Below are 23,600 nucleotides of genomic sequence, written 5' to 3' on the forward strand. Positions count from 1 at the left end.
AAGCCCGTACCAGTTATTGCTGGTACGGGCTTCTTGATTTGTTGATGCCTTAGAATTATTCAGGTTTGAATTGATGGGCAAACGTGAATTCATCCGTCCTGGCCCTGTAGCGCAAACCCTTGCGCAAAGCCCAGCTTGCATATTGATGATGCAGGGGGATGACGGCATAATCCTGCAAGGCTGCCGCTGCTGCTTTTCTGGCAAAGTCTTCGCGCTTGTCTGCCTCGACAGCACCTAATGACGAGGCAAGCAGTTCGTCAAGGGCATGGTTGCTGTATTTGCCCCAGTTCCAGCTACCCCAGCCCGTGTCGGCGTTAACCGTGCCCAATACCGTACGCAGGGCGAAATCACCGGCCAGTGAACCCCAGCCCAGCAAAGCCATGCTGTATTCTCCCTTTGCTGCTTTGGGGAAATAGACTGCCAGCGGTTGCGTCTCCACCTTGGCCTGTATGCCTATGCGGCTTAGGAACTGGGCAACGGTTTGCACCACCTGTTCATCATTGATATAGCGGTTATTCGGCCCATGCAGGGTGATGGCAAAGCCATTCGGATAACCGGCTTCGGCCAGCAGTTTTTTTGCCCCTTCAGGGTCATAGGCTTCCACTTTTACCGCATCGTTATGGCCAAACACACCTGGTGCGATCAGGTTCGATGCCGGCACAGCCAGCCCTTCAAGCACACGTTCAGTCAATGCCTTGCGATTGATGGCTTTGGAAATGGCCTTGCGTACGCGTATGTCTTTCAGCGGATTGACCGTCAGGGACTTGCCTGCCTTGTCGGTAATATAGGGGGATACCCTGGCCTGGTGATCGAGTTGCCAGAACAGTGTGCGCCAGGAGATTTTTTGTTCCAGCCTGAATTTGGGATTGCTTTTCAGCTTTGCCAGGTCAGCTGGCGGTATGCTTTCTATTGCATCAACATCCCCAGACAACAGGGCGGCCATGCGGGGCGCACCGCTGGTGATGATGCGAAAAGTCACTTTATCCCAGACTGATTTGTCACCCCAATAGGCATCGTTTTTTACCAGTTCGACCAGTTCACTCCGTTTGAAGCGGCTAAATTTATAGGGGCCGGTACCTATCGCCGCCTTGCCGCTATTGAAATCATCTGTACTGGCCTGTGCGGCTGCTTTTTTGGAGACGATGAAAATCGAGCTCATGTCCAAAGGCAAGGGGCCATAGGGTGTCGCCGTTTTCAGGTGCAGGGTATAGGGATCAATGACCTGCTTGCCGGTGATTTGCTTGGTAAAGCTGGTATATGGCCCCGGGCTGTTGACAAGCCTGGCCGGACGCTCAAGCGAAAACACCACATCCTCTGCCGTCATTTCACTGCCATCATGAAACTTGACGCCACGACGTAATTTGAATTCCCAGGTTGTGGGGTTGATCGCTTTCCACGACAGCGCCAGGCCAGGTGCCACGCGGCCATCCGCATCAATACTGACGAGTGCATCAAACAGGTGCGAAGCCATCGCATTGTTAGGTCCGCTATTGAAGTAATGCGGGTCGAGGGAATTGACATCAGCAGCCAGGCCTATTTTCAGATCAGCGGCCTGGCTGATAGCGGGCAGGGATGCACTTAAAGAAAATGCGGAAAGTGCGATGACGGTGGGAAAAAACAGTTTTTTGAAAATAGAAACCATGGGCAGCCTTCAAACTTGAATATTGCAAGCTTACCATTACTGCAAAAAATCATCAGGGGGGCTGCCGCCAGTCGCAAGTATCGCAATCGGCACTGGTTGAATTGATAAGACCAACTTACAACTTGAAGCATATTCTGCAATAAGGACATGAAACTATTTTGCGCGATTCCAGGTACAACAGGGCAATGCTGTCTGCACTGTAACAATTACCAGTTTTACTTAAGTTGATTTACACATCGTTACTTGTGAAAGCCCGTTGCCTGAATCTATATTGATGACATCGGGCGGGTGAAATGCATGTGCTAAAAAATCTTCCTCCCGACTCAAAAAACGTTCTCAATGGTTTCACCAAAAAGAAAATCGATAAAACATGAAAACCCTGACGAAAATATCAAGCTTTGCAGTGCTGGTCATGGCGGCAAGCGCCTTTAATTTCCCCTCGTATGCTGCCGATCTGTCCACAGATGCCGAGGCTTTGCATGTGCTGAACCGCCTGGCTTACGGCCCGCGCCCTGGTGACCTGGAGCGTGTCAAAAAAATAGGCGTTGATGCTTATATTGAACAGCAACTGAATCCGCAATCCCTGCCTTTGCCAGACAGCCTGCAAAGAAAGCTGAAGGCACTGGATGTCAGCACCCAGAGCGCAGGTTCAGTGTTGTTCGATTATCAAAAAGCGCTGAAAGACAATAATGACGGCAGTGACGCTGCACAAAAAAAACGGCGCGAAGTGATCGGCCATATCAGTGAAGAAACTGCACAGGCGAGGTTGTACCGCGCCATAGAAAGCCCGCGCCAGCTCGAAGAAGTGATGGTGGATTTCTGGTTCAATCATTTCAATGTGTTTAATGGCAAGGGGTTGGACAGGGCGCTGATTGCCAGCTATGAACGTGATGCCATCCGCCCCTATGTATTTGGTAATTTCCGTGATCTGCTGGGCGCAACGGCCAAGCATCCGGCGATGCTGTTTTATCTGGATAACTGGCTGTCCACTTCAGCAGATTTCCAGGCGAATGGGCGGCAGGTCAGGGCAGGAGGGCAAAAGGCAAAATCCAGTGGTCTGAATGAAAATTATGCCAGGGAAATCATGGAGCTGCACACCCTGGGTGTTGATGGCGGCTATACGCAGAGAGATGTGACCGAACTGGCGCGCATGCTGACGGGCTGGACGTTTGATCCACGCGCCATGGTCAGGAATAACCAGAATTTCTATTTCGATGCTGATCGCCACGACAGGGGTACCAAGCAATGGCTGGGTAAAACTGTCGGGCCACGCGGCCAGGCCGAAGCCGAATTTGCACTTGACATATTGGCCTTGCATCCCGCAACTGCACATCACCTGAGCTATCAGCTGGCGCAATATTTTGTCGAAGACAAGCCATCTGCTGCATTGGTCGACAGGTTGGCCAAACGCTATCTCGATACCCGTGGTGATATCCGTTCTGTATTGCAAACCCTGTTTGCCAGCGCTGAATTCCGCGATCCCAAGAATATGGCTGCAAAGTACAAGACACCGTATCAATTCGTCGTTTCTGCCGTGCGTGCCAGTGACATACCTGTACAAAACGTCAGGCCGATACTGGGAGCGCTGGCCCAGCTTGGCATGCCGCTGTATGGCAGCCAGACACCTGATGGTTACAAAAACACGGAAGAAGCGTGGATGAACCCTGATGCGTTGACTCGTCGCATCAACTTTGCCACGGCACTGGCAACTGGCCGCCTGCCATTTAATACCGTAGTGGATGACGGCGAAAAAATGGGCAAGAAACAATTAGCCAAACAAGCGGAAGATAAACCCGACAAGCCCGCAGTGATGGCCGCTGTCAGTGCCAGCAGCCTGATGCAAACCATGGGCACAGGTTTATCAGCGCGCACCAGAGACATTATCAATGGCAACCAGGAAGCCTTGCGTGCTTCCCTGGTATTGGGTAGCCCGGATTTCATGCAGCATTGAACATGGGAACACAGATATCTTCATTCACGATTCACAGTCACGATTCACAGTCACGATTCACAGTCATGATTCATACTCATGATTCACAGCGAAGAGAACAAAAATGAAACGCAGAAATTTTTTATATTCAATGGCGGCAGGTGCAAGTTTGCTGATCCCGCTAGGACAAAACGCCTGGGCTGCAAGTGCTGGTAGTGGTGCCAACGACGCAGCAACAAAGAACAAGTTGATTGTCATCATGCTTCGCGGTGCGGTAGATGGTTTGAATGTGGTGGCGCCGTATGGCGACGCGAATTATGCAAGATTGCGGCCCACCATTGCGCTTGCCCGCCCGGGACAAACCGACGGTGCGATTGATCTGGATGGCTATTTTGGCCTGCATCCCGCGCTCGCTGATCTGCGTGATTTATGGCAACAAAAGAAACTGGCTTTTGTCCATGCCAGTGGTTCGCCAGATTTTACGCGTTCGCATTTTGATGCCCAGGATTATCTCGAATCGGCAACGCCAGGCAGAAAGGGCACCGCAGATGGCTGGATGAACCGCCTGCTGGGCACATTGCCAGGTACCACGACGCCTACCCGCGCTGTCAGTGTGGGTGCGGTCATGCCGCGTATTTTGTCAGGCAATATCGCAGCCAGCAATATCGCCAGTGGTGCTGCCGGTACCAAGGCCAATGTGCTGGACAGGCCCAAAGTGGGGGCCGCCTTTGAAGAAATGTACAAAGGCAATGACAAATACGCGAAAGCTTTTACCGATGCCAAAGAAGCACACCAGGAAATGATGGGAGCATCGATGGAAAACGAGCAGCAGGCAGCCGATGGTGGCGCACCCCTGCCAAATGGCTTTCCTGATGACAGCACGCGTATCGCGACACTGATGCGCAATGATCCAAAAATCCAGATGGTCTTCATGGCTTTGGGCGGCTGGGATACGCATGCCAACCAGGGCGCTGGCAAGGGTCAGCTTGCCAACCGTCTGGCACCACTGGGACAGGGGCTGGCCAATCTGGCGCGCCGCCTGGGGCCCATGTTTGATGACACCACCATCGTCGTCATGTCAGAGTTTGGCCGCACTGCCAAGCAAAACGGCAATGGCGGTACCGATCACGGTCATGGCAATGTCATGTGGGTGCTGGGTGGTAAAGTCGCTGGCGGCAAGGTCTACGGTGACTGGCGCGGCCTGGGTAATGATCAGTTATATGAAGGGCGTGACGTGGCAGTGACCACCGATTTCCGCTCCGTGCTGACGCAGGTTTGTGAGCGCCATATGGGTTTGTCTGACAATCAACTGGTCAAGGTTTTTCCTGAGCAAACTTTTGCGCGGGCAAATTTCAACCTGTTCCAGAACCGGGCCTGATTTTGGTTCGGTTCTAACCTGGCTCTGACCTGCTTCTAAAGCAGGTCAACGTTAAAAAGCCACCCTGCATCTGTGAGCAGGGTGGCTTTTTATCTTTGTAAATCATGCCGTCGTATTAATGGTCGTGCCTGTGACTTGTCCACTGGTATTGACTACCGGTTTCGGTTGTTCTGGTGGTTGCGGTGGCTCTGGCAAGTTCACGCTATTTTGTTTGTTGACCGTCGACGATGCCTGTGTGCTTTGTGTGGTCTGCGATGCGCCGGTTTTGCGCGCATCGGCAATCGCATCCGCAGTACCTGAATCGCGGTCAGGTGCCGCGCCTATTGTTTCGCTATTCTGCTTCGCACGTGCGTCAGCAGCCTGCTGAAGGAGTTGCTGTGTCTGTGCAGAACTGGAAGAAGTGACTGAAGTGACCATAATATTAACTCTCGTTGTGCTCTTGCTATGTGAATGCAACATACCCTGATATTGGGTAATACCTGACGATACGGGCTAAAGAATCCTGTTTTCAACATAGTGGTCTCGCCCGTAATTTACAAGCGGTTTACACATAAATTCACACTTATTGCCTTAAATAAACTTGATTTTAGGCAAGTTTATGACTTTTTCAGCTATTCATATACAGGGAGCTTGTATATACAAGTTCATTTATATGATTGGAAAAGCATTTTTCCTTTCGCTACAGTCCTGACTATGGTTATTTTATCTGGTCAGAAATTCAGTGATAAGTATTGAACAATTAAGCAAAAACTATAGCGTTCATGGTCGTTCAATTACGGCGCTAAACAACATCAATTTGACTATTGGAAAAGGGCAGATTTTCGGCATCATAGGACGTTCTGGCGCAGGTAAAAGTACCCTGTTGCGTGCATTGAACCTGCTTGAGCGGCCTTCCAGCGGCAAACTGTTCATCGAAGGTGAAGACATCACTACCTACGATCACAGGCAGTTGCATGGCCTGCGCCAGCGCGTAGGCATGGTTTTCCAGCACTTTAATTTGCTCAATGCAAAAACGGTTGCGGCCAATATTGCATTCCCGCTCAAATTATCCGGTGCCTATACGCCTGAACAAATCAGCCAGCGCGTGGATGAATTGCTGCAACTGGTAGGTCTGGATGCCCAGCGCCATCACTATCCGGCGCAGCTGTCTGGCGGTCAAAAACAAAGGGTGGGTATCGCACGTGCGCTGGCGAATTATCCGCATCTGCTGTTATGCGACGAGGCAACTTCGGCACTCGACCCGGAAACCACGCAGGCGATTTTGCGTCTGCTGCTCGACATCAACCAAAAGCTGGGGCTGACCATCGTATTGATCACGCATGAAATGCAGGTCATACGCACGATTTGCGATCAGGTGGCCGTCATCGATGCCGGTGAGATTGTGGAAACGGGCGAGGTGGTCGATGTCTTCCTGCATCCGCAGCATGTGGTCACACAAAAGCTGGTGGCAGAGAACCAGTCACTTGATTTGAGCATGCTTGCGCAAATCAGGCGCAAGGGCGGCAGTCGCCTGCTGCGCCTGACCTATGTAGGCAGCACTACGCATGAACCCATACTGAGTCGTATCGCGGTGAAAACAAAGGCAGAAATCACGATCTTGCAAGGTGTCATTGCCAGTATCAAAAATACGCCTTACGGGCAAATGATTGTGGAGTTGAGCGGTACGCCTGATGAGGTGCTGGCGGTGCAGGCTTTATTGCATGAGGCACAGGTCAGGATTGATGTTCTGGAGGATTTGCATTGATGGATTTTTCTCAAATCAACTGGAGCGACATTGCAGAAGCCACGATCGATACCCTGACCATGACTGGCTGCTCGCTGCTCTTCACCATCATTCTGGGTTTGCCATTGGGTGTGCTGCTGTTCTTGACTGCAAAAAAACAATTGCTGGAACAGTCAAAGGTCTATGCGGTGTTGTCGCTGGTAGTGAATGTTTTGCGCTCTGTGCCTTTCATCATTTTACTGATCGTATTGATTCCTTTCACGCTGTTCATGGTGGGCACTTCACTGGGCGTGCCAGGCACGATCCCGCCTTTGGTGATAGGCACGACACCTTTCTTTGCGCGGCTGGTGGAAAACGTCTTGCGTGAAGTGGACCGTGGCGTCATTGAAGCCTGCCAAGCCATGGGCGCGAAGACCCATCAAATCATCATCCACGCCTTGTTGCCCGAGGCTTTGCCTGGCCTGCTGGCAGCAGGAACGGTAACGACCATCGCGCTGGTATCTTATGCGGCCATGTCGGGCGTCATTGGTGGTGGAGGTCTCGGTGATCTGGCGCTGCGCTATGGTTACCAGCGCTTCCAGACAGATGTGATGGTAGTGACGGTAGCCATCCTGATTGTGCTGGTACAGCTCATACAGTTTTTCGGCGACAAGCTGGTTTTACGTTTTACACGCAAGTAATTTTTAATATTTGTTTTTGTTTTTATTTTTCATAAAGGTCTCATCATGCTAGTCAATTTCAAACGTCAATTCAATCAACTCGTGCTTGCGTCAGTCAGTGCAGCCAGCATACTTGCCAGCGGTGCTGCGCAAGCTGTGGAAACCCTGAATATTGCAGCCAGCCCGGTGCCACATGCAGAAATCCTGGAATTCATCAAACCGCAACTGGCAAAAGAAGGTGTTGATTTGAAAATCAAGGTATTTACCGATTACATACAACCGGCAGTACAGGTTAACGAAAAACACCTCGACGGTAACTTCTTCTTGCACCAGCCTTACCTGAATGAATTCAAGAAAAGTCACAAGAACGATATTGAAGTGCCTATCGCCAAGGTGCATGTAGAGCCATTTGCTGCTTACTCCAGCAAATACAAGAAACTGGCCGATTTGCCAGATGGGGCGACAGTCGCCATTCCGAATGACCCATCCAATTCAGGCCGTGCTTTATTGCTGCTGGCAAAACAGGGTTTGCTGAAATTGAAAGACCCAAAAAATATCTCTGCCACGCAAAAAGATATTATTGAAAATCCTAAAAAACTGAAATTCAAGGAGCTGGAAGCTGCTACCTTGCCACGCGTGCTGAACCAGGTCGATCTGGCACTGATCAATACCAACTACGCGATAGAAGCGAAACTGAATCCGGTAAAAGATTCCCTGTTCATTGAAGATGCCAATTCACCCTATGCCAATTTGCTGGTGGCACGTGAAGATAACAAGAACAGCCCGGCATTCAAAAAGCTGGTGATTGCACTGAATTCACCTGAAGTGAAAAAATTTATTGAAGACAAATATAAGGGGGCTGTTGTTCCTGCATTCTGATCTGGCCGCATTCCAGCAATACAGATAAAAAAAACGCTGCATATATTTCTATATGCAGCGTTTTTATATATCGCCCGCGTTTTTAGTTACGGATAACGCGTTTGTACTCGTTGGTACGGGTATCAATTTCAATCTTGTCGTCCTGGCTCACGAACAGTGGTACCTGAACGATATGGCTATGTGCTTCGATCGCATTTTCGATCTTGGCTTCTTTCAGGACGTTGCCTGAAGTATTGCCCTTGACCGCTGGCTCAGAGTACACAACCTGACGAACGATGGTCGTTGGCAATTCAACGGAGATCGCTTTGCCATCATAGAAAACTGCTTCGCATTCCATACCGTCTTTCAGGTAATGGAGGGCATCGCCCAGGTTTTCTTCTTCAATTTCATACTGTTCGTAGTCAGCATCCATGAATACAAACAAAGGATCAGCGAAATAAGAATAAGTAACCGGTTTTTTGTCGAGTACAACAACTTCAAACTTGTCGTCGCCACGGAAGACGTTTTCTTGCGGGCTGTTAGTCAAAAGATTTTTCATCTTCCACTTGTAGGTGAAGCCCGTGCGGCTGGAACCGTTGACGTCAGAGCGCAAAACGATCATAGGCTTGCCATCAATCATAATAATGTTGCCAACACGAATTTCTTTTGTAGGTTTCATAGTGAATATACGTAAAAAGTAGATTGCATAAAAATCATCTGTTGCCTGTTGACAAAAAAGCCCTGCAAGCCCACGGTTGATTGAATTTTAGAATACGGTAAAAATTAACCGCATATTGTACCTTATTTTTTCGTCTCACCGCTAGAAACTGTGTTGACGAACTTTACAAGGTTGGACGCCAGATCGCCGTTTTCCAGCATTTGCTGCCGCCAGTCGTTGCTCATCCCGGTAATCCTGTCGAAATCTGCATGCAAAGTGTTCCACATGGCAGCGTAATCGTCACCATGTCCTGTAACACCGTTCCACGCCAGGGAAAGCGCATGCAAGTCTGGCGTATTGGCTGTATGGCATTGCAAAAAAGCTTTCAGTTTCTTGTGGTGCAGGTTTTCATCCTGTGGATAGATATGCCAGATAAAGGGTTTGCCTGCCCATTGCGCACGGACGAAAGAATCTTCGCCACGTACAAAATTCATATCGCAGGCCCACAGCAGGCGATCATAGTCAGGCTGGGGAATAAATGGCAGTACACGAACCGTCAGGGCGCCGCGTGTTGCACTGGTGCCAGCGATGGCGTCTTGCCCCAGGAAGCTTTTTACGGCATCAGCAGCAACACCTTCTGGTGCCAGGCAGCAGATTGCTGTGCTGCCATGTTGCCAGACATCGAACATTGCATTGACTGGTGCTTGCGGATAACAAAACAGTGAAATTTTCAGCGCATCTATTTCTGCCAGACTTAAGCCCAGTTTGGCCAGAAAAGCCTGTCTAGCGATTACATCATCCTGGAATGCCTGCCTTTGTTGTTCTAATGCAGATTCCACCAGCAGGCCACCAGTTTTATTCGTAAAACCAGGAAAGAAAAAATACTTGGTCAAAGGCAATGATGGATGTGGCGAGGGCAGGGTGTGGCAGCCTTCCACCCATTGTTCGGCAGTCAGCCCTTCAAGGTTCAGCCAGACCGGGCTTGGTGTACATTTTGCCATTGCCTTGATGTAGGCTGGCGGTATGTCACAGGCGAAGAATTCAATGACGATATCGGCAATGTCACTGACATTGAATTCAGCCTGTTGGTCATGCCAGTGCCGTACGCTGACACCGGCAATCAACTGGCTTTCACTGTTGATGTCCACTTCGGGGCAGATGCGTTGAAAACTGATTAAATCATCGACCCACAAACTGACACGGATGCCGTGCTCATGTTGCAGTTGCCTGGCCAGTCGCCAGCAAATCCCGATATCACCATAGTTATCAACGACTTTGCAAAACAAGGCCAGTGATCCTGGCTTATGTCTTGTCGGTTGTTCTTTTACATGCATTTCTTGCTTCAATCTATATGGTCTGCTTCATCATTTCAGGCGAAATGATTTTTCCATTCACGCAAAGCGCCAAAACGGCTGCTGGCGTCTGCTTCTGGCTGGATCTTGCCACGTTCTTGCAAGCGGCTGATCACGCTGGCTTCGCGGCTGCGCAAAAATGGGTTGGTCTGTTTTTCGAGCGCTATGCTGCTTGGTACAGTGGGTATACCCTGGTCGCGTTTTGCCTGTTCTTGCACTATGCGTGCCGTTAATTGCTGGTTGCCAGGCTCGACCTCTTTGGCAAAACGCAGATTCGACATCGTATATTCATGCGCGCAATACACAGCAGTATCTTCAGGCAAGGCAGCCAGTTGGTCCAGCGAGTGCAGCATTTGCGCTGGCGTACCTTCGAACAGGCGACCACACCCACCTGCAAACAGGGTGTCGCCACAAAACAGCCATCGCTGTTCGGGTGCAAAATAGGCAATATGACCCAGGGTATGTCCCGGTACATCGATGACGCGCAAATCCAGCTTGATGCCAGGTACTTGCAGTTCATCACCTTGCTGCAATTTTTGCGTGACGACGGCAATCTTGTCCCTGGTCGGCCCAAATACAGGTACAGGTGCATGTGCCAGCAAGGCCGGCACGCCACCAATATGATCGGCGTGGTGATGAGTGAGTAAAATAGCGGACAATGTTAGACCATGCTGCGCCAGTGCCTGCAAAATTGGCTGGGCATCACCCGGATCAACCACGGCTGCATGCACACCGTCGTGGATTATCCATAGATAATTGTCGTCAAAAGCCGGTACAGTCAATATACTCAGAGAATTCTTCATAGACCCACATGGAAGCTTTGGAAAAAAACATTATAGACCTAGGTGAATGGTTGCAGCAGCCGGCAGGCCGTTATATCTGTGAGTGGGAGCAGGCTTTGCTTGACAAATTGACAGTCGATATTTTCGGCTTCAATGCCTTGCAAATAGGTTTGCCGCAGATAGATGCACTTGCTGCCAGCCGCATGCCGCAACGCTGGCTGACCAATTCGAGCGTGCCGGATGAATCATTGCGTCAACAGAACCGACCCATCGTAGTCGTACATGATTTTGCCGAATTGCCATTTGATACACATAGCATAGATCTCATCGTGCTGCCGCACGTGCTGGAATTTGCCAGCGAGCCACACCAGATCTTGCGTGAGGTTGAGCGGGTGTTGATACCCGAAGGGCGCGTTATCATCAGCGGCTTCAACCGCACGAGTCTGTGGGGGGCAAGGCAGGCGATGGGGCGCTTGAGCAAGAATTATTTCTTGCCCAGGAATGGAGAGTTCATCGGTCATCCTCGCCTGAAAGACTGGCTGAAATTATTGGATATGGAAGTGGGCAGCAGCGATTTTGGCTGTTATGCCCCACCTTTTAAAACAGAAAAATGGCTGCAACGGTACGGTTTCATGGAAAAAGCCGGCCAGCGCTGGTGGCCTTACCTGGGCGCAGTTTATATGTTGCAGGCAGTAAAACGCGTAAAAGGCATGCATCTGATTGGACCTGCCTGGAAACAGAAGCGGGTTTCCCACGCACATGCCTTGCCAGTAGCAAACAAATCAAAAAAAGAACATGGATAAAATAGAAATTTACACAGATGGTGCTTGCAAGGGTAATCCCGGCGTCGGCGGTTGGGGTGCGTTGCTGATTGCCGGCAATAAAGAAAAAGAACTGTTTGGCGGTGAAAAAGAAACCACCAATAACCGTATGGAACTAATGGCTGTCATACAGGCACTGGGTGCCTTGAAACGGCCTTGCCAGATTACCTTGCATACCGATAGCCAGTATGTGCTGAAAGGTATCACCGAATGGATTACTGGCTGGAAAGCCAAGGGTTGGAAGACGGCATCCAAGGCACCTGTCAAGAATGTGGATTTGTGGCAGCAACTGGATGAAGCGCGAAATATCCATGAAATAGACTGGCGCTGGGTGCGTGGCCACACCGGGCACCCCGGTAATGAAAGGGCTGATCAACTGGCTAACCGTGGTGTTGAATCCATCTTGTAAATATCTGTAGGGAAAAATATTCATGTGCATAGCAGGCATCCACACCAGCATACAACAGGGCGACCAGGGCGCACTGTCCATGCCTGGTGTGCCTGACAGCTTTGAGCATATTTCTGACCGTGCCGAATTTAAAAGGGCGCAGCATCGCCCCGGTGTAGAGTTATATCGTGCCCATATTGTTGCCCATGCATTTGAACCGCATACGCATGAAGCTTTTGGGCTGGGTGCTATTGCCAGTGGCGTTGAGCGTTTTCGTTACCTGGGCAGTGACCATCTGGCACCGCAAGATTCCGTCGTTCTCATGAACCCGGACGAACTGCATACCGGCAGGGCGGAGACGGATACAGGCTGGCGCTATCGTATGATGTATATCAACCCTGAAGTGGTGGCCGAAGTCACGGGCGAGCAAGGCTGGTGGTTCAAGGATGCGGTCGCGCATGATGCCATCAGCGCGCGCCGGCTGGGTGTCATGCTGGAGCAAATCTGGCAAGCCACGGACAAGCTGAGTTTTGACAGCCTCCTGTTTGATATCCTGTTTGAATTCAAACGCTTTGCCAGTGCGCCGCAAGCACCAGCGTCTTTGGCTAAACAGCGCTTTGCTGTCGTGCTTGATTATATGCGCACCAGCATGGCAGAGCGTATCAGCCTTGAGCAACTGGCGCTGGTTGCGGGTTTAAGTCCCTTTCATTTCTTGCGCAGTTTCAAGGCGCAATATCATGCGACACCGCAGCAAATGCTGATGGCCTTGCGGCTGTATGAAGCCAAATGCCTGCTGGGCAAGGGCTTGCCGCCGGCACAGGTGGCAGCTGCGACCGGCCTGACAGACCAGTCGCATTTGAACAAGTCTTTCGTGCGTCGCTATGGCGTGACACCGGCACGCTACCAGCAGCAAATGCGTGCATAGTTTTCACTTCAAAACTGATCACAAGCGCAATCTGGTACAAGACTGCTTTTCTATCCTGTTTTAAGCTGATTCTTTTCAGGGGATAGACAGCATGGGTATCGGTGTTTTATATGCGATGGCAGCAGGTTTGATGTGGGGACTGGTATTTATCGGTCCCTTGCTCTTGCCTGAATACCCGGCAGCGCTGCAATCTTTTGGCCGCTATCTGGCATTTGGCCTGATCACCTTGCCGATAGCCTGGATGGACAGGCGTCAATTGCGTTTGCTGAATAAGTCAGACTGGATAGAGGCGCTAAAGCTGGCAGCGGTTGGCAATATCCTGTACTACCTGTGCCTGGCCAGTGCCATACAACGATCAGGTGCGCCATTGCCCACCATGTTGATAGGGACCTTGCCTGTCGTCATCGCGATTACTGCCAATTTCCGCAATGCGCACCGTGACGGCAGCATTGCCTGGCCACGCATGCTGCCCTCATTATTGATTATTTTTGCCGGTGTTGCCTGCGTCAATAGCGTAGAAATAACCGCATTGCAGGCAGCCTCTGACGAAGATATTCATACCTATATCATCGGTGGCCTGTTTGCCCTGGTTGCCGTTGCCTGCTGGACCTGGTACCCCTTGAGAAATGCTGACTGGCTGCGTCATCACCCTGACCGCAATCCCAGGGTCTGGGCCAGTGCCCAGGGGGTTGCGACTTTGCCGCTGGCCATGCTTGGTTATCTGGGGCTGTGGACATACATGAGTGTGAGCGGGCAGGATTTTTCCATGCCATTTGGCCCCCGGCCACAATACTTCATCACCCTGATGCTCATCATCGGTTTGTTTGCCTCCTGGCTGGGCACGATGTGCTGGAACCAGGCCAGCCAGCGTCTGCCTACCAACCTGGCAGGGCAACTCATTGTATTTGAGACGCTGGCTGCGCTGGCCTACGCCTTCATTTTGAGCAAACGCATGCCAGAGCCCATGGTGCTGCTGGGTATATTTTTATTGATTGTTGGTGTTGTCACTGCCTTGCGTGCCAAACCTCAAACTGGTCACTAGAAGTTTGCTTCATCTATGCTGCCGGTAATTAATCCCGGAAAATATGGTATCCAAAGGAACGAATAGTTTGATTTGGGAATCAACTCTCTTCTTTTGTATTTATCAAATTTTAAGGATGCTTCTCCATGCCGGAAAACATAAGCAGCAGAAATGCCGGGATTGATTTTTTACGTGGACTGGCAATTTTGCTGGTCCTGCTTTTGCATTTCTCACTTGGACTTGGCTTGAAAGATAGCCCCCTCGGTAGTCTGCTCGGGCCAGATTTATTGCGTGCTATCGTCTTGAACGGCAATTATGGTGTCACTATCTTTTTCACCATTTCTGGTTACCTGATTACCGCCAACTCCATCAAGCGCTGGGGCAGTCTGGCGCAAATCAACTGGCGCGAATTCTACCTGTTGCGGATTGCCCGCATCATGCCACCACTGTTATTGGCGTTGCTGATCATCGTCACGCTGGGTGTTCTGGGCGTACCGTATTTTGATAATGCGGATAATGGCAATCAGTTACCGGCATCTTATTTCTTTATCGCTGCTGGTTCAGTACTGACATTCTGGCATAACGTGCTCATGCAATCGGCAGGTTATTTTAATTATTGCCTCAATATTTACTGGTCACTGTCGGTAGAGGAAATGTTTTATCTTGGCCTGCCTGTGCTGTGCATCAGCTTGCGCAAGCAGAGTCTGTTTATTCTGCTTTGTCTTGGCCTGATTGCTTATGCGCCACTTTATCGCAGCCAGCATCTGAAAAATGAAATTGATTATATGTATGCCTATTTCGCCTGCTTTGACGCCATTGCCATCGGCTGCCTGACTGCATTGCTGACGCAAAAAGTGACGTTGGATAAAACGATGGCCATAGGTGTGCGCTGGCTTTCCATGCTTGCATTGATAGCCGTTTATTTGCAGGGTATAGGTGGGCATGAGGTAGAAGGTTTTACGCTGATTTCCTTATGCAGTGCGGCCTTCCTGATGGCGACGACACAGGCTATGCAACAGGTTTGGGCAAATCGCAAGGGAATGGCCTGGCTGGGCTGGATGGGCAGGCATAGTTATGAACTGTATTTGTTTCATATCATCATGCTGGCATTGATGCGTAATGTCGTCAGCAAGAAAGAGTTGTCATATGAAATGCGTTTACCTTGTCTGTTTTTATTCCTGTTGCTGAGTGCGGCGCTTGCTGGCCTGGTGTCGCGCTATGTTGCTGAACCAGCAAATTTCTATCTGCGTAATAAATTCAAAAGAGAGAGCCAGAAAGTTGTTTCCTGATTTACAAGCCGTCCAATAAAGAGAACGGGCACGGGTTCGCGTTCGCGTGAACCTGTGCCCGTTACCTCCTTTCTCGCTCAGAAAAATCGCATCATGTAAAAGCAAATGAAAATCAGAAAGTATAGTTGACGGTGCTTATGACGATAGGGCTGGTTTTCTTTTTCGTCAATGGGCTGTCGGCAGCATCACCCAGCATTTGTGAGACACCCGCAGCAGTGCGAACAGACCAGTGTTTATCAATGACATGAGTCCACGCTACACTGGCCGCAGCCTGTGAGAAACCAGCCTTGGGGTTATAGGCTTTATAGCCCGAATTTGCGCTCTGGGTTGACGTGACACCGAAATAGGTCTGGTTGTATTTGGCATCGCTATAACTGACATTGCCAGACACTTCCACTTTATCGCCAGGTGTTTGCAGGATGGGGGCTGACAAACCGAAATGATAGACATTGCCATTTTCACGACGCGACAGCGCAAGGTTGGCGTCGACGCTAGCGTTGATCAGGCCACCGATGGTGGTTGCTGCATGCAGATTGGTGGTCGCAGAGGCAGAAACATCGCCCATGCCTTTGAGGTCATCGGAAGAGCTGAATAAATTTTTTGAATCACGTGCATCGTCACGGCCAGGGCGATAGCCAATTGCTGCACTCAGCGTGAAGTCATCTACTTTTTTCGCAAAACCCAGGCCGCGTGTCGTGCTGACAAAGAAACCGTTCTTGTTTTGATAGTCAGCAAAAACCGCCGGACCGAAACGATTTTTCTTGGCACCCGGATATTCAGGCGCATAAAACGCACCTACGCCAATCACGGCTTCCGCTTCGGCCTGTTCTGCCGGCTTGTCTTCGGCATGGGCTGCAAATGGCAGAGCCATGAAGGTCGAAAATGCGATGGCGGTCAATTTGAAAATATGTTTCATGGTGTTCCTTTAATCGGTGGGAAACTAAAATTTCTTGATGGCACTCAGGCCGCTCAACACCCTCGTATGGGAGAGCTTGGAGCGAAGTTTCGCAAAGAAAAATCATCAAAGCCAATGGAATATGGCAGGCTCAGTCTGCTTGCACGCCTGGTATTGAATTTCGGTACTTATGCCAGTTTATGCAGATCAGACCGCAAAATCGCAAGGCGCGATGGAGATAGGGGAGGGTGTGAAAAGGAAGTGATGGAAGTGCTTTTAGACAAGAAACGCTAAGTTTTGCAGTTGATCCGCATGCCCGGCGAACAAGCCGCAAATCTGATGTGCCGCAAGCAGCCAGATTTTCTTTGAAGCTTTAAAAAATATGGTGTAGCTGATTCAGAGACGTTTGTTCCACAAGGTTTTTCTTAGCAGCAGGCGATGCGTTACCCACGCAAACGTCGGAACCAGCATGGTGCAGAGAATGATGGTGCCTATTCCGGGTTCTTCACCACCCAGCCACACGCTACCTGCGTACAGCGCCGCAACAATTATCGAAGAAAGCAGGGCCATGGAAAAGGCGGGAAGCGGCCTCACACGCCAGACACCCGCGAGGATGGCACTCATTTCTGCCAGCACAGGCAAGGGGCGGGCGATCACTATCCACCACAAGGCTTGTTGTTGCGCATTGTTGCGTACGCTGTCCCACAGTGCCGCTCCTACCCATTGCCTTAGCCGTGCTTCAGGCATCATCCGGCCCAGCAAATAACCAAAGGCAAATGCCAACGCCAGGCCGGTCGCCAGGCTGATGCCACCCCAGAACGGCCCGAGGGACCAGCACACCGCCATTCCTACCAGACTGCTGGGAATGGGCAACAGCACATCTGCGATCAACAAGGCTATACCAAGCAGGGCGATCCAGATTTTGCCATTGGTATTTGCCAGCATCTGCGGCGTTAACTTGTCCAGTGCGTCGCCCCACAAACCAAACGGAATCAGTATGGCCAGCAAGACCAGCAGGCTGAGCGTGCCAAGACGCGACCAGGCACGCCAGGAATACAAGGGATGAGCCGCTTGGGTCTTCATGGATTCAGGCGCTTTCTGCAATGGACTGGCGAAAAGATTTCCGATTGAAATTATTGAAATTTATATTGCCAATAAGAATTTAAAATTTAATAACTATCAATAACATAACATTGCCAATTAAAATTGCAACTCGGCTAAATTGATTGTGTACAAAAAAACCACATATTGCCAGCTATGTTCATCATGAAAAAATTTGATGCAATCCACAACCAAGATGAGATTTCATAGGGAAGGTGGGGCAAACCGGTGGCAAAAATTTTATATCTTGAAGATAGATGTCGATGATTTTTTTCTTGCAAACGAGCTAATTACTTGCGTATTTTGCAAGCATGAAGGATGATGTTAATAAGATCATGAAAGCCATTCAATCAGGGGGCAGGATGTATCAGCAAAACAGCAGCCATCAGCAATGGCTGGAGCAGGCAATTACCAGCCTGGGTGGTGTTGCTGGCACGGTTCATATTCCCCGTGAGCAGTTTCTACACCTCACCGCAGCGGTGCATATCCCCGAACCGGTATTGAAGATCGTGGCTTGCATACCTGACGGTAAAGGCATGGCCGGTCTGGCGCAGATGCGCAAGCAAGCGGTGCAAACCTGTGATTTGCAAAATGATGCTTCAGGCGATGTGCGCCCTGGTGCCAAGGCGGTCAATGCGCAGGCGGCCATTGCCGTGCCCTTGCTTGATACGCAGGGTGAGGTGCAAGCAGTGATTGGTATCGCGTGGAACACCGCTGGAGAACTCACTGGCGAACAACAGCAGCAAATCAATGCCAGGGTCAGTGAATTTTCCGGGCACCTGTAGCAATTACCCGCATTTCTGCATGACTATATTCGTAAGGAGCGCGCATGATACGTCTCAAACCTGAACTGTTGGAGCTTGGTGATCACAGTTTTGAATTCAGGCTCAAAGCGCTCAAGCATAAATTGCAAGTCGCCATCGAGCTTGAGCATTCCACCATACCGCCCTATCTGTATGCCTTGTATTCAATCAAGACAGAGCAAAATCTGGAAATTGCCCATCTCATCAAATCAGTCGTCAAGCAGGAAATGCTGCATATGTCGCTTGATTGCAATGTGCTCAATGCGATAGGCGGCCACCCCAAAATAGACAGTCCGCATTTTATTCCTGATTATCCTGGTCATCTGCCTGGTACTGTAGAAGACAGCCTGATTGTTCCCCTTGCAGCCCTCTCCAAGCAGCTGGTGCTGGATGTGTTCATGGTGATTGAAGAACCTGAACAAACCGTGGATGGTGTAGACCCGCCACCAGACGGTATTACGATAGGGCAGTTTTATGACCATATCAAGATCGAAATCAGTGCACTCTCCAGAATGGGTAATATCTTCACGGGTGCCCATGAAAAACAGCTGGTCACGGGTTTTCCGGAATTGCAAGACAAGGGTGTGACCGATGAAGCCAGTGCCCTAGCTGCAATCGATATGATTATCGAGCAAGGCGAGGGGAGCCATATCAGCCCGCTGGACCCTGAGCATGAATTGGCGCATTACTATAAATACGCCGAAGTCTATTACGGCAGGAAACTGATCGCCAACCCGGCGCCGCATGTGCCTGTCCCGCCCTGGGTATTTGAAGGTCACCGCATAGAATTTGATGCCTGTGGCATCTACCCCGTCATCAGTAATCCCAATTCAAAAAGTTATATGGCAAACCCGCGCCTGGCAGATTTGAACCTGACTTTCAACCGCGCCTATTCGGACATGCTGCGCAAATTGCACAAGGTCTTTAATGGCCATCCTGACCAGTTGGCACTGGCATTGTTGTCCATGCAGGGATTGCGGCAACAGGCGCAACTGATGATGGCGCTGGAAGTCGTGCCTGGCCAGACCGCTGGTCCGACCTTTGATTATATTCCTGCCTGAGTTCTGGATACCTGGAGAGCATCAATGACGCAAACTAACTGGTGGATGTTTCATGGCGATACCGATCACAGCGGTGAGGTAAAAGGCAGCCATATCAATCGCGATACGCTGGATCGCTTTACACTCCTGCATGACATTCCCATTCCTGGCCCGGTCTTGTCCGTGCCAGCCATCGTGGATGGGTTTCTCTATGTCGGTCTGGCAAACAACCATGAATTGCCTGGTGCGAATGGCGGCAAGTTCATGAAGATAGAACTGGAAAGCGGCAAGACGGTGGCCCATTATGAATGGCCGATAGATCCGAAAGAAGGTGATACCCACGGCTTCATGGGCATGGGTTGTACGCCGGCCATCTGGCAGGACAAAGTTTATTTCAGCGCTTTCAACGGTAAATTTTACTGCCTCAGTGCAACTGACCTCAGTCTGAACTGGGTGGTGGATTTGCGCCATGCTGACCTGAAATACAATCAACCCGCATCCAATCTCGGAGATGTCTCGGCAGGCGTGCCTGCGGCTGGCTGGTCGTCACCCGTCATCGCTGCCGAAGATGGCAACAACGGACTGGTATTTGTCGGGATGGGCGAAGGTGAAAACCCCGGCTGCTTTGGATTTGTCTATGCAATCGATGCCCAGACCGGGCAGGTGCAATGGATATACTGTACTTGTCAATATGAAGAAGGCGTGCCAAACCTTCCCAATGTATTGCCGCCAGAATCGGTTGATCCTGACACCTTGCCTGCCATGTATTCAATAGGTCCGAACAACCCGGCAATACGTGGGGCTTCGGTCTGGTCATCGATTGCTTATGATCAAAAGCTTGACCGCCTTTACTGCGCCACTGGCAACCCTGTGCCTGACAGTGCCTTGCCGAGCAAAGGTTTTTCCAACGGTATCTTGTCACTTGATGCTGCCACCGGGACATTTCGCGGCTTTTTCCAGCCACCGGCAGAGAGCAGTTATCGGGCAACCGATGTCGACGTGGATTTTGGCGGGTCACCAACCCTGATGACCATCAATGGCCGCCGCATCGTCACGGCGGGCTGCAAGAATGGTGGTTTTTTCAGGCTTGACGCGGCCACACTGGAATTATTGAACTGGCGTCAGTTACTACCTCATTACAATGACGGCACTCAAATCCCCACGGTCGATGCGCACGTATCACCCAACGACCAGCGCATAGACCCGTATGTACCAAACCAGGCATCGGATGACGAAGACCAGGAAAATTATTCCGGCACCTACAGTACCGCTGCCGTGCACAGCAAGCTTGGGCGACTGTTCATGGGGGTAGGCGGCAATAATTATCACAACGTTGAAGCAGGTATTGATTACACCACCACACCTTTCATGCGTGCGCTGGACTGGGAAACACTGGCAGACGCCTGGGCCATGGACCAGAGTGACCCACGTTTGTATATTGAAGCGCAACCGCCTATGTACCGCACGCCGGGTGAGTCTGGTCTCAGTTCACCGGTGGTGGTAAATGACCTGGTGTTTTTCTCTACTTCCAAAGTAGCGGTATATGCCTTTGATGCCTATAGCGGCAAAATGCTGTGGCAAGACCAGCTGGGCGAGCAAACCGGCGGGATGAACGGCGGTTATGGCTATTGCCTGGGCCCTGCGGTGGCCGGGAATTATATGGTGGTCGGTGCGCTGGTATTTGGCAAACAGGGTGGCGTGTTACGCATCTATGGATTAAAAGACTAAAGGAATCATTATGCTCGCCGTCATTTTATTTGGTGTCGCCGCCGGTCTGGATAACTTGCAAGTGGGGTCTTCGCTTGGTCTCTTGCCTATGCAAAAAAGCCGCCTGCACTTGCTGGCAATTGGCTTTGCCATTTGCGAGATTGGCGGTGCATTGCTGGGCTGGATGTTTGGCCATGTGCTGATCGAATTCATCGGCCCGGTCGCACCAGGTGTGGCACCGGTCATCATGCTGGTGTGTGGCCTTGTCGTACTGATGCTGGCCTATCGCCATGATGCAGAAAACCTGCCTAAATTTGTCAATCACAAGGTCCTGCTGCTGGGTTTGCCAGTGGCGCTCAGTCTTGATAATGTGATTGCTGGTGCGGGCATCAGTTTTTCTGGCTTACCGGTCATGACATCGGCACTGCTCATTGGAGTGATCAGTGCTGGCATGTCGTGCTGCGGTTTGTATTTTGCGCATTGGATGCGACAATTTTTACCAAAAAGAATAGAGATGCTCGCGGGTATTTATCTATGCTTTCTGGCTGTGCGCATGATGTATGCCGACGTAGGTTGAGGCACCATGCAGGCATTTGTCAAAAATCTTCATTTTCCTACCAGCCTGGCAGTTGCTGCGGATGGCACAGTCTACGTGGCCGAATCAGGCCTGCCTTTTGATGGTGCGCCAAAAGGTGGCCGGGTACTGCGTGTCAATGATGACGGCAGTGTACTTGAATTGCTCAATGGCCTGCGCCAGCCTGTCAATGGCCTGGTCTGGCACGAGAATGGGCTGATCATTTCAGAAGGTGGCTTCCCCGGTCGCATCAGTCATCTGGACCTGGCAAGCGGACGGCATACCACGCTGCTTGATGACTTGCCCGGTTTTGGTAATTACCACACCAACATGGTGGCAATCGGGCCGGACAACAAGATGTATTTTGGCCAGGGATCCATGACCAACAGCGGCATCATTGGTACCGATTCAAATGACCTGGCCTGGCTGCGCGAAATCAAGCATGCACCAGATATCCCGGGTTACGCCATTACCCTGACCGGTCATGTCGCGACTGTCACTGATCCTGAAGGAAAGCCTGTGTCTACCGGGGCATTTGCCAGGTTTGGTAATGCCCATGCTGCCGGGACACGTTTGCCAGGGCAAACCCCGGCTACCGCCAGCATCATGCGTTGCAATCTCGATGGCAGCGGGCTGGAGCTGGTTGCCTGGGGTATGCGCAATGCGTATGGCTTGCTGTTTTTGCCTGACGGCAGGTTGCTGGCCACTGAACAGGGTACAGATGTGCGCGGCGTTCGCCCGGTCTGGAATTGCCCTGATTTTCTCTATGAAGTAAAGCCGGGCGCATGGTATGGCTGGCCAGATTATTTTGGTGGCTTGCCGATTGATGCACCCGTTTATCGCAGTCCACAAGGACAGGCGCAAGCCTTTGTACTGGCGAATCATGCTGAGCTGCCACCGCCACAATTGCCCTTGCTGGCATTTGATGTGAATGCCTGCGCAGTCAAACTGGCGCAAATCCCACCTGGATTAAAGCACGCCGGTGATCTGATTGTGGCGCAGTTTGGCGATGAGCGGCCAATGACCGGCCCGCCCGGCCCATGGGTAGGCCGCAATCTGGTCAGGGTAAGCGTCGATGACTGGCGTACACATTCTTTGCCACAATTGCCCTGGCACAGGCCGATAGATGCTGGTTTTTCTGTCGATGGCGCTTACCTCTATGTGGTGGATTTTGGCGACTTTGAATTTACCGTCCAGAAGGACATCATCGCCCGCGCTGGCAGTGGTGGCATCTGGAAAATACCTGTTGATTTTATGGAGCTGACATCATGAGCACGGTTTCGTTTGAAAAAGATATAGCGCCGTTGTTTAACCAGTTTCGTGCCTCAATGATGTGGCGGCTGGACCTGACCAAATACGACGATGTGAAACAGAATGCAGATATGGTACTGGCCCAGATTCAGGGCGGTATGCCACCACCACCTTATCCACCCCTGACCAAGCAGCAGGTGGCGATGTTCCAGGCCTGGATAAATCAGGGTTTTCCCAAATAAGCAGCGCACGTCAATTCTGGAAAGAGAGAAAATATGAGCCTCAATGCACATACACTGATCGGTAGCTGGGAAATGGTGGAAGCCTGGGATATCGGTGATGACCCCAATGACCCGACCAAGAAAACCTACCCCTGGGGTAATCCCTCGGCAGGTTATTGGGTCTATGATAAAAGTGGTCATTTCAGTCTGATGATTTCAAAAAATCCACCCTTGGCCATTCCCACTGACCCGTTCAGTGGCCAGCCGCAAGCAAGCTGGCTGACACCGCAAAAGCCCTGGGAAGTGCCACAGTCATTGCTGATCGACAGCTTTGCCACTGCCAGCCCCTATGCCTATTTTGGCACCTATACCGTAGAGATGGATGACAAGCATCCGCATCTGGGTGGCACTATCGTCATGAATGTGTTTGCTGATGTGATGCGTGCCTACACTGCCACGGTGCAGAAGCGCAGTTTCGTGTTTGACGGCCCTGACTATCTGAATGTCGGTACACCAGGCCAGTATTTGCGGCGGCTCAAACGCTTGAGCTAGGTTGCGCCTTAAAAGCTGTTGACGATCTTC

Annotated in this window: 25 protein-coding genes; 18 read left to right on the plus strand and 7 right to left on the minus strand. The window is 50.9% G+C overall.

Annotated elements, in window-relative coordinates; translation table 11 throughout:
• Positions 1–55: 55 nt before the first annotated feature.
• On the minus strand, positions 56–1,642 hold the full coding sequence (locus ACO0LH_RS20525; protein WP_422942997.1) for an ABC transporter substrate-binding protein: 1,587 nt from the start codon (positions 1,640–1,642) through the stop codon (positions 56–58).
• A 370-nt stretch (positions 1,643–2,012) separates the two neighbouring features.
• Between ACO0LH_RS20525 and ACO0LH_RS20530 the strand changes: the two genes are divergently transcribed.
• Positions 2,013–3,593, plus strand: coding sequence for a DUF1800 domain-containing protein (locus ACO0LH_RS20530; RefSeq protein ID WP_422942998.1), 1,581 nt, complete (start codon positions 2,013–2,015; stop codon positions 3,591–3,593).
• Positions 3,594–3,696: 103 nt separating this feature from the next.
• Positions 3,697–4,950, plus strand: coding sequence for a DUF1501 domain-containing protein (locus tag ACO0LH_RS20535; protein WP_422942999.1), 1,254 nt, complete (start codon positions 3,697–3,699; stop codon positions 4,948–4,950).
• A gap of 102 nt (positions 4,951–5,052) precedes the next feature.
• On the opposite strand, the gene ACO0LH_RS20540 is transcribed toward ACO0LH_RS20535, so the two are convergent.
• The gene (locus ACO0LH_RS20540) at positions 5,053–5,367 is read right to left on the minus strand and encodes a hypothetical protein (protein WP_422943000.1); all 315 of its coding nucleotides are present in this window, start codon (positions 5,365–5,367) and stop codon (positions 5,053–5,055) included.
• 304 nt (positions 5,368–5,671) lie between these two features.
• On the opposite strand from ACO0LH_RS20540, the gene ACO0LH_RS20545 reads away from it, so the two are divergent.
• The 3 genes from ACO0LH_RS20545 to ACO0LH_RS20555 are packed head-to-tail and all read left to right on the plus strand — an operon-like array spanning position 5,672 to position 8,211.
• Entirely contained in the window at positions 5,672–6,694 is a 1,023-nt protein-coding gene (locus ACO0LH_RS20545; protein WP_422943001.1) for a methionine ABC transporter ATP-binding protein, read from the plus strand.
• Entirely contained in the window at positions 6,694–7,353 is a 660-nt protein-coding gene (locus tag ACO0LH_RS20550; protein WP_422943002.1) for a methionine ABC transporter permease, read from the plus strand. The genes ACO0LH_RS20545 and ACO0LH_RS20550 overlap by 1 nt, the downstream gene beginning before the upstream one ends.
• 45 nt (positions 7,354–7,398) lie before the next feature.
• The gene (locus tag ACO0LH_RS20555; protein ID WP_422943003.1) at positions 7,399–8,211 is read left to right on the plus strand and encodes a MetQ/NlpA family ABC transporter substrate-binding protein; all 813 of its coding nucleotides are present in this window, start codon (positions 7,399–7,401) and stop codon (positions 8,209–8,211) included.
• A gap of 82 nt (positions 8,212–8,293) precedes the next feature.
• Here the strand turns inward: ACO0LH_RS20555 and ACO0LH_RS20560 are convergent, their stop codons facing one another.
• The 3 genes from ACO0LH_RS20560 to gloB form a co-directional block, all read right to left on the minus strand.
• Positions 8,294–8,869, minus strand: a complete 576-nt coding sequence (locus ACO0LH_RS20560) for an elongation factor P (protein ID WP_422943004.1) — start codon at positions 8,867–8,869, stop codon at positions 8,294–8,296.
• Positions 8,870–8,991: 122 nt separating this feature from the next.
• Positions 8,992–10,182: an elongation factor P maturation arginine rhamnosyltransferase EarP gene (gene earP / locus ACO0LH_RS20565; protein WP_422943005.1), complete on the minus strand. Its 1,191-nt coding sequence runs from the start codon at positions 10,180–10,182 to the stop codon at positions 8,992–8,994.
• A gap of 35 nt (positions 10,183–10,217) precedes the next feature.
• A complete protein-coding gene (gloB, locus tag ACO0LH_RS20570) occupies positions 10,218–11,003 on the minus strand; it encodes a hydroxyacylglutathione hydrolase (protein WP_422943006.1) in 786 nt (261 codons plus the stop codon).
• 8 nt (positions 11,004–11,011) lie between these two features.
• Between gloB and ACO0LH_RS20575 the strand changes: the two genes are divergently transcribed.
• The 5 genes from ACO0LH_RS20575 (at position 11,012) to ACO0LH_RS20595 (ending at position 15,426) form a co-directional block, all read left to right on the plus strand.
• A complete protein-coding gene (locus ACO0LH_RS20575; RefSeq protein WP_422943007.1) occupies positions 11,012–11,785 on the plus strand; it encodes a class I SAM-dependent methyltransferase in 774 nt (257 codons plus the stop codon).
• Complete coding sequence (gene rnhA, locus ACO0LH_RS20580; RefSeq protein WP_422943008.1) at positions 11,778–12,212, plus strand: ribonuclease HI; 435 nt, start codon at positions 11,778–11,780, stop codon at positions 12,210–12,212. Before ACO0LH_RS20575 ends, rnhA begins: the two co-directional genes overlap by 8 nt.
• Positions 12,213–12,291: 79 nt before the next feature.
• Positions 12,292–13,116 carry an AraC family ligand binding domain-containing protein gene (locus ACO0LH_RS20585; RefSeq protein WP_422943113.1) on the plus strand — a complete coding sequence of 275 codons (825 nt, stop codon included), beginning with the start codon at positions 12,292–12,294 and terminating at the stop codon, positions 13,114–13,116.
• A 91-nt stretch (positions 13,117–13,207) separates the two neighbouring features.
• Complete coding sequence (locus tag ACO0LH_RS20590) at positions 13,208–14,158, plus strand: DMT family transporter (protein WP_422943009.1); 951 nt, start codon at positions 13,208–13,210, stop codon at positions 14,156–14,158.
• 125 nt (positions 14,159–14,283) lie between these two features.
• Entirely contained in the window at positions 14,284–15,426 is a 1,143-nt protein-coding gene (locus ACO0LH_RS20595) for an acyltransferase family protein (RefSeq protein WP_422943010.1), read from the plus strand.
• A gap of 112 nt (positions 15,427–15,538) precedes the next feature.
• Here the strand turns inward: ACO0LH_RS20595 and ACO0LH_RS20600 are convergent, their stop codons facing one another.
• On the minus strand, positions 15,539–16,342 hold the full coding sequence (locus ACO0LH_RS20600; protein ID WP_422943011.1) for a MipA/OmpV family protein: 804 nt from the start codon (positions 16,340–16,342) through the stop codon (positions 15,539–15,541).
• Here ACO0LH_RS20600 and ACO0LH_RS20605 point away from each other — a divergent pair.
• On the plus strand, positions 16,334–16,615 hold the full coding sequence (locus ACO0LH_RS20605) for a hypothetical protein (protein WP_422943012.1): 282 nt from the start codon (positions 16,334–16,336) through the stop codon (positions 16,613–16,615). The two genes, ACO0LH_RS20600 and ACO0LH_RS20605, sit on opposite strands and share 9 nt — an antisense overlap.
• Positions 16,616–16,717: 102 nt before the next feature.
• Here ACO0LH_RS20605 and ACO0LH_RS20610 read toward each other — a convergent pair whose 3' ends face one another.
• Positions 16,718–17,404, minus strand: a complete 687-nt coding sequence (locus ACO0LH_RS20610; protein ID WP_422943013.1) for a VTT domain-containing protein — start codon at positions 17,402–17,404, stop codon at positions 16,718–16,720.
• 353 nt (positions 17,405–17,757) lie between these two features.
• Here ACO0LH_RS20610 and ACO0LH_RS20615 point away from each other — a divergent pair, with 353 nt between their 5' ends.
• The 7 genes from ACO0LH_RS20615 to ACO0LH_RS20645 are packed head-to-tail and all read left to right on the plus strand — an operon-like array spanning position 17,758 to position 23,570.
• Entirely contained in the window at positions 17,758–18,207 is a 450-nt protein-coding gene (locus tag ACO0LH_RS20615; RefSeq protein WP_422943014.1) for a GAF domain-containing protein, read from the plus strand.
• A 44-nt stretch (positions 18,208–18,251) separates the two neighbouring features.
• Entirely contained in the window at positions 18,252–19,286 is a 1,035-nt protein-coding gene (locus tag ACO0LH_RS20620) for a ferritin-like domain-containing protein (RefSeq protein WP_422943015.1), read from the plus strand.
• A 24-nt stretch (positions 19,287–19,310) separates the two neighbouring features.
• Complete coding sequence (locus ACO0LH_RS20625) at positions 19,311–20,993, plus strand: PQQ-binding-like beta-propeller repeat protein (RefSeq protein ID WP_422943016.1); 1,683 nt, start codon at positions 19,311–19,313, stop codon at positions 20,991–20,993.
• 10 nt (positions 20,994–21,003) lie between these two features.
• Complete coding sequence (locus ACO0LH_RS20630) at positions 21,004–21,549, plus strand: manganese efflux pump MntP family protein (protein WP_422943017.1); 546 nt, start codon at positions 21,004–21,006, stop codon at positions 21,547–21,549.
• A 6-nt stretch (positions 21,550–21,555) separates the two neighbouring features.
• Positions 21,556–22,818, plus strand: a complete 1,263-nt coding sequence (locus ACO0LH_RS20635; protein ID WP_422943018.1) for a PQQ-dependent sugar dehydrogenase — start codon at positions 21,556–21,558, stop codon at positions 22,816–22,818.
• Positions 22,815–23,039 carry a hypothetical protein gene (locus tag ACO0LH_RS20640; protein WP_422943019.1) on the plus strand — a complete coding sequence of 75 codons (225 nt, stop codon included), beginning with the start codon at positions 22,815–22,817 and terminating at the stop codon, positions 23,037–23,039. Before ACO0LH_RS20635 ends, ACO0LH_RS20640 begins: the two co-directional genes overlap by 4 nt.
• Positions 23,040–23,072: 33 nt before the next feature.
• Positions 23,073–23,570, plus strand: coding sequence for a lipocalin-like domain-containing protein (locus ACO0LH_RS20645; protein ID WP_422943020.1), 498 nt, complete (start codon positions 23,073–23,075; stop codon positions 23,568–23,570).
• The last annotated feature ends 30 nt before the right edge of the window (positions 23,571–23,600 follow it).

The sequence above is a fragment of the Undibacterium sp. TJN19 genome (genome assembly GCF_049339485.1).
Taxonomy (GTDB): Bacteria; Pseudomonadota; Gammaproteobacteria; order Burkholderiales; family Burkholderiaceae_D; genus Undibacterium.

Coding starts and splice junctions, on each gene's coding strand:
- ACO0LH_RS20640 (WP_422943019.1), top strand. CDS start 22,815: ATGAGCACGGTTTCGTTTGAAAAAGATATAGCGCCGTTGTTTAACCAG.
- ACO0LH_RS20550 (WP_422943002.1), top strand. CDS start 6,694: ATGGATTTTTCTCAAATCAACTGGAGCGACATTGCAGAAGCCACGATC.
- ACO0LH_RS20620 (WP_422943015.1), top strand. CDS start 18,252: ATGATACGTCTCAAACCTGAACTGTTGGAGCTTGGTGATCACAGTTTT.
- ACO0LH_RS20645 (WP_422943020.1), top strand. CDS start 23,073: ATGAGCCTCAATGCACATACACTGATCGGTAGCTGGGAAATGGTGGAA.
- ACO0LH_RS20600 (WP_422943011.1), bottom strand. CDS start 16,342: ATGAAACATATTTTCAAATTGACCGCCATCGCATTTTCGACCTTCATG.
- ACO0LH_RS20540 (WP_422943000.1), bottom strand. CDS start 5,367: ATGGTCACTTCAGTCACTTCTTCCAGTTCTGCACAGACACAGCAACTC.
- gloB (WP_422943006.1), bottom strand. CDS start 11,003: ATGAAGAATTCTCTGAGTATATTGACTGTACCGGCTTTTGACGACAAT.
- ACO0LH_RS20535 (WP_422942999.1), top strand. CDS start 3,697: ATGAAACGCAGAAATTTTTTATATTCAATGGCGGCAGGTGCAAGTTTG.
- ACO0LH_RS20595 (WP_422943010.1), top strand. CDS start 14,284: ATGCCGGAAAACATAAGCAGCAGAAATGCCGGGATTGATTTTTTACGT.
- earP (WP_422943005.1), bottom strand. CDS start 10,182: ATGCATGTAAAAGAACAACCGACAAGACATAAGCCAGGATCACTGGCC.
- ACO0LH_RS20555 (WP_422943003.1), top strand. CDS start 7,399: ATGCTAGTCAATTTCAAACGTCAATTCAATCAACTCGTGCTTGCGTCA.
- ACO0LH_RS20585 (WP_422943113.1), top strand. CDS start 12,292: ATGCCTGGTGTGCCTGACAGCTTTGAGCATATTTCTGACCGTGCCGAA.
- ACO0LH_RS20590 (WP_422943009.1), top strand. CDS start 13,208: ATGGGTATCGGTGTTTTATATGCGATGGCAGCAGGTTTGATGTGGGGA.
- ACO0LH_RS20610 (WP_422943013.1), bottom strand. CDS start 17,404: ATGAAGACCCAAGCGGCTCATCCCTTGTATTCCTGGCGTGCCTGGTCG.
- ACO0LH_RS20625 (WP_422943016.1), top strand. CDS start 19,311: ATGACGCAAACTAACTGGTGGATGTTTCATGGCGATACCGATCACAGC.
- ACO0LH_RS20635 (WP_422943018.1), top strand. CDS start 21,556: ATGCAGGCATTTGTCAAAAATCTTCATTTTCCTACCAGCCTGGCAGTT.
- rnhA (WP_422943008.1), top strand. CDS start 11,778: ATGGATAAAATAGAAATTTACACAGATGGTGCTTGCAAGGGTAATCCC.
- ACO0LH_RS20615 (WP_422943014.1), top strand. CDS start 17,758: ATGAAAGCCATTCAATCAGGGGGCAGGATGTATCAGCAAAACAGCAGC.
- ACO0LH_RS20560 (WP_422943004.1), bottom strand. CDS start 8,869: ATGAAACCTACAAAAGAAATTCGTGTTGGCAACATTATTATGATTGAT.
- ACO0LH_RS20525 (WP_422942997.1), bottom strand. CDS start 1,642: ATGGTTTCTATTTTCAAAAAACTGTTTTTTCCCACCGTCATCGCACTT.
- ACO0LH_RS20530 (WP_422942998.1), top strand. CDS start 2,013: ATGAAAACCCTGACGAAAATATCAAGCTTTGCAGTGCTGGTCATGGCG.
- ACO0LH_RS20575 (WP_422943007.1), top strand. CDS start 11,012: ATGGAAGCTTTGGAAAAAAACATTATAGACCTAGGTGAATGGTTGCAG.
- ACO0LH_RS20630 (WP_422943017.1), top strand. CDS start 21,004: ATGCTCGCCGTCATTTTATTTGGTGTCGCCGCCGGTCTGGATAACTTG.
- ACO0LH_RS20605 (WP_422943012.1), top strand. CDS start 16,334: ATGTTTCATGGTGTTCCTTTAATCGGTGGGAAACTAAAATTTCTTGAT.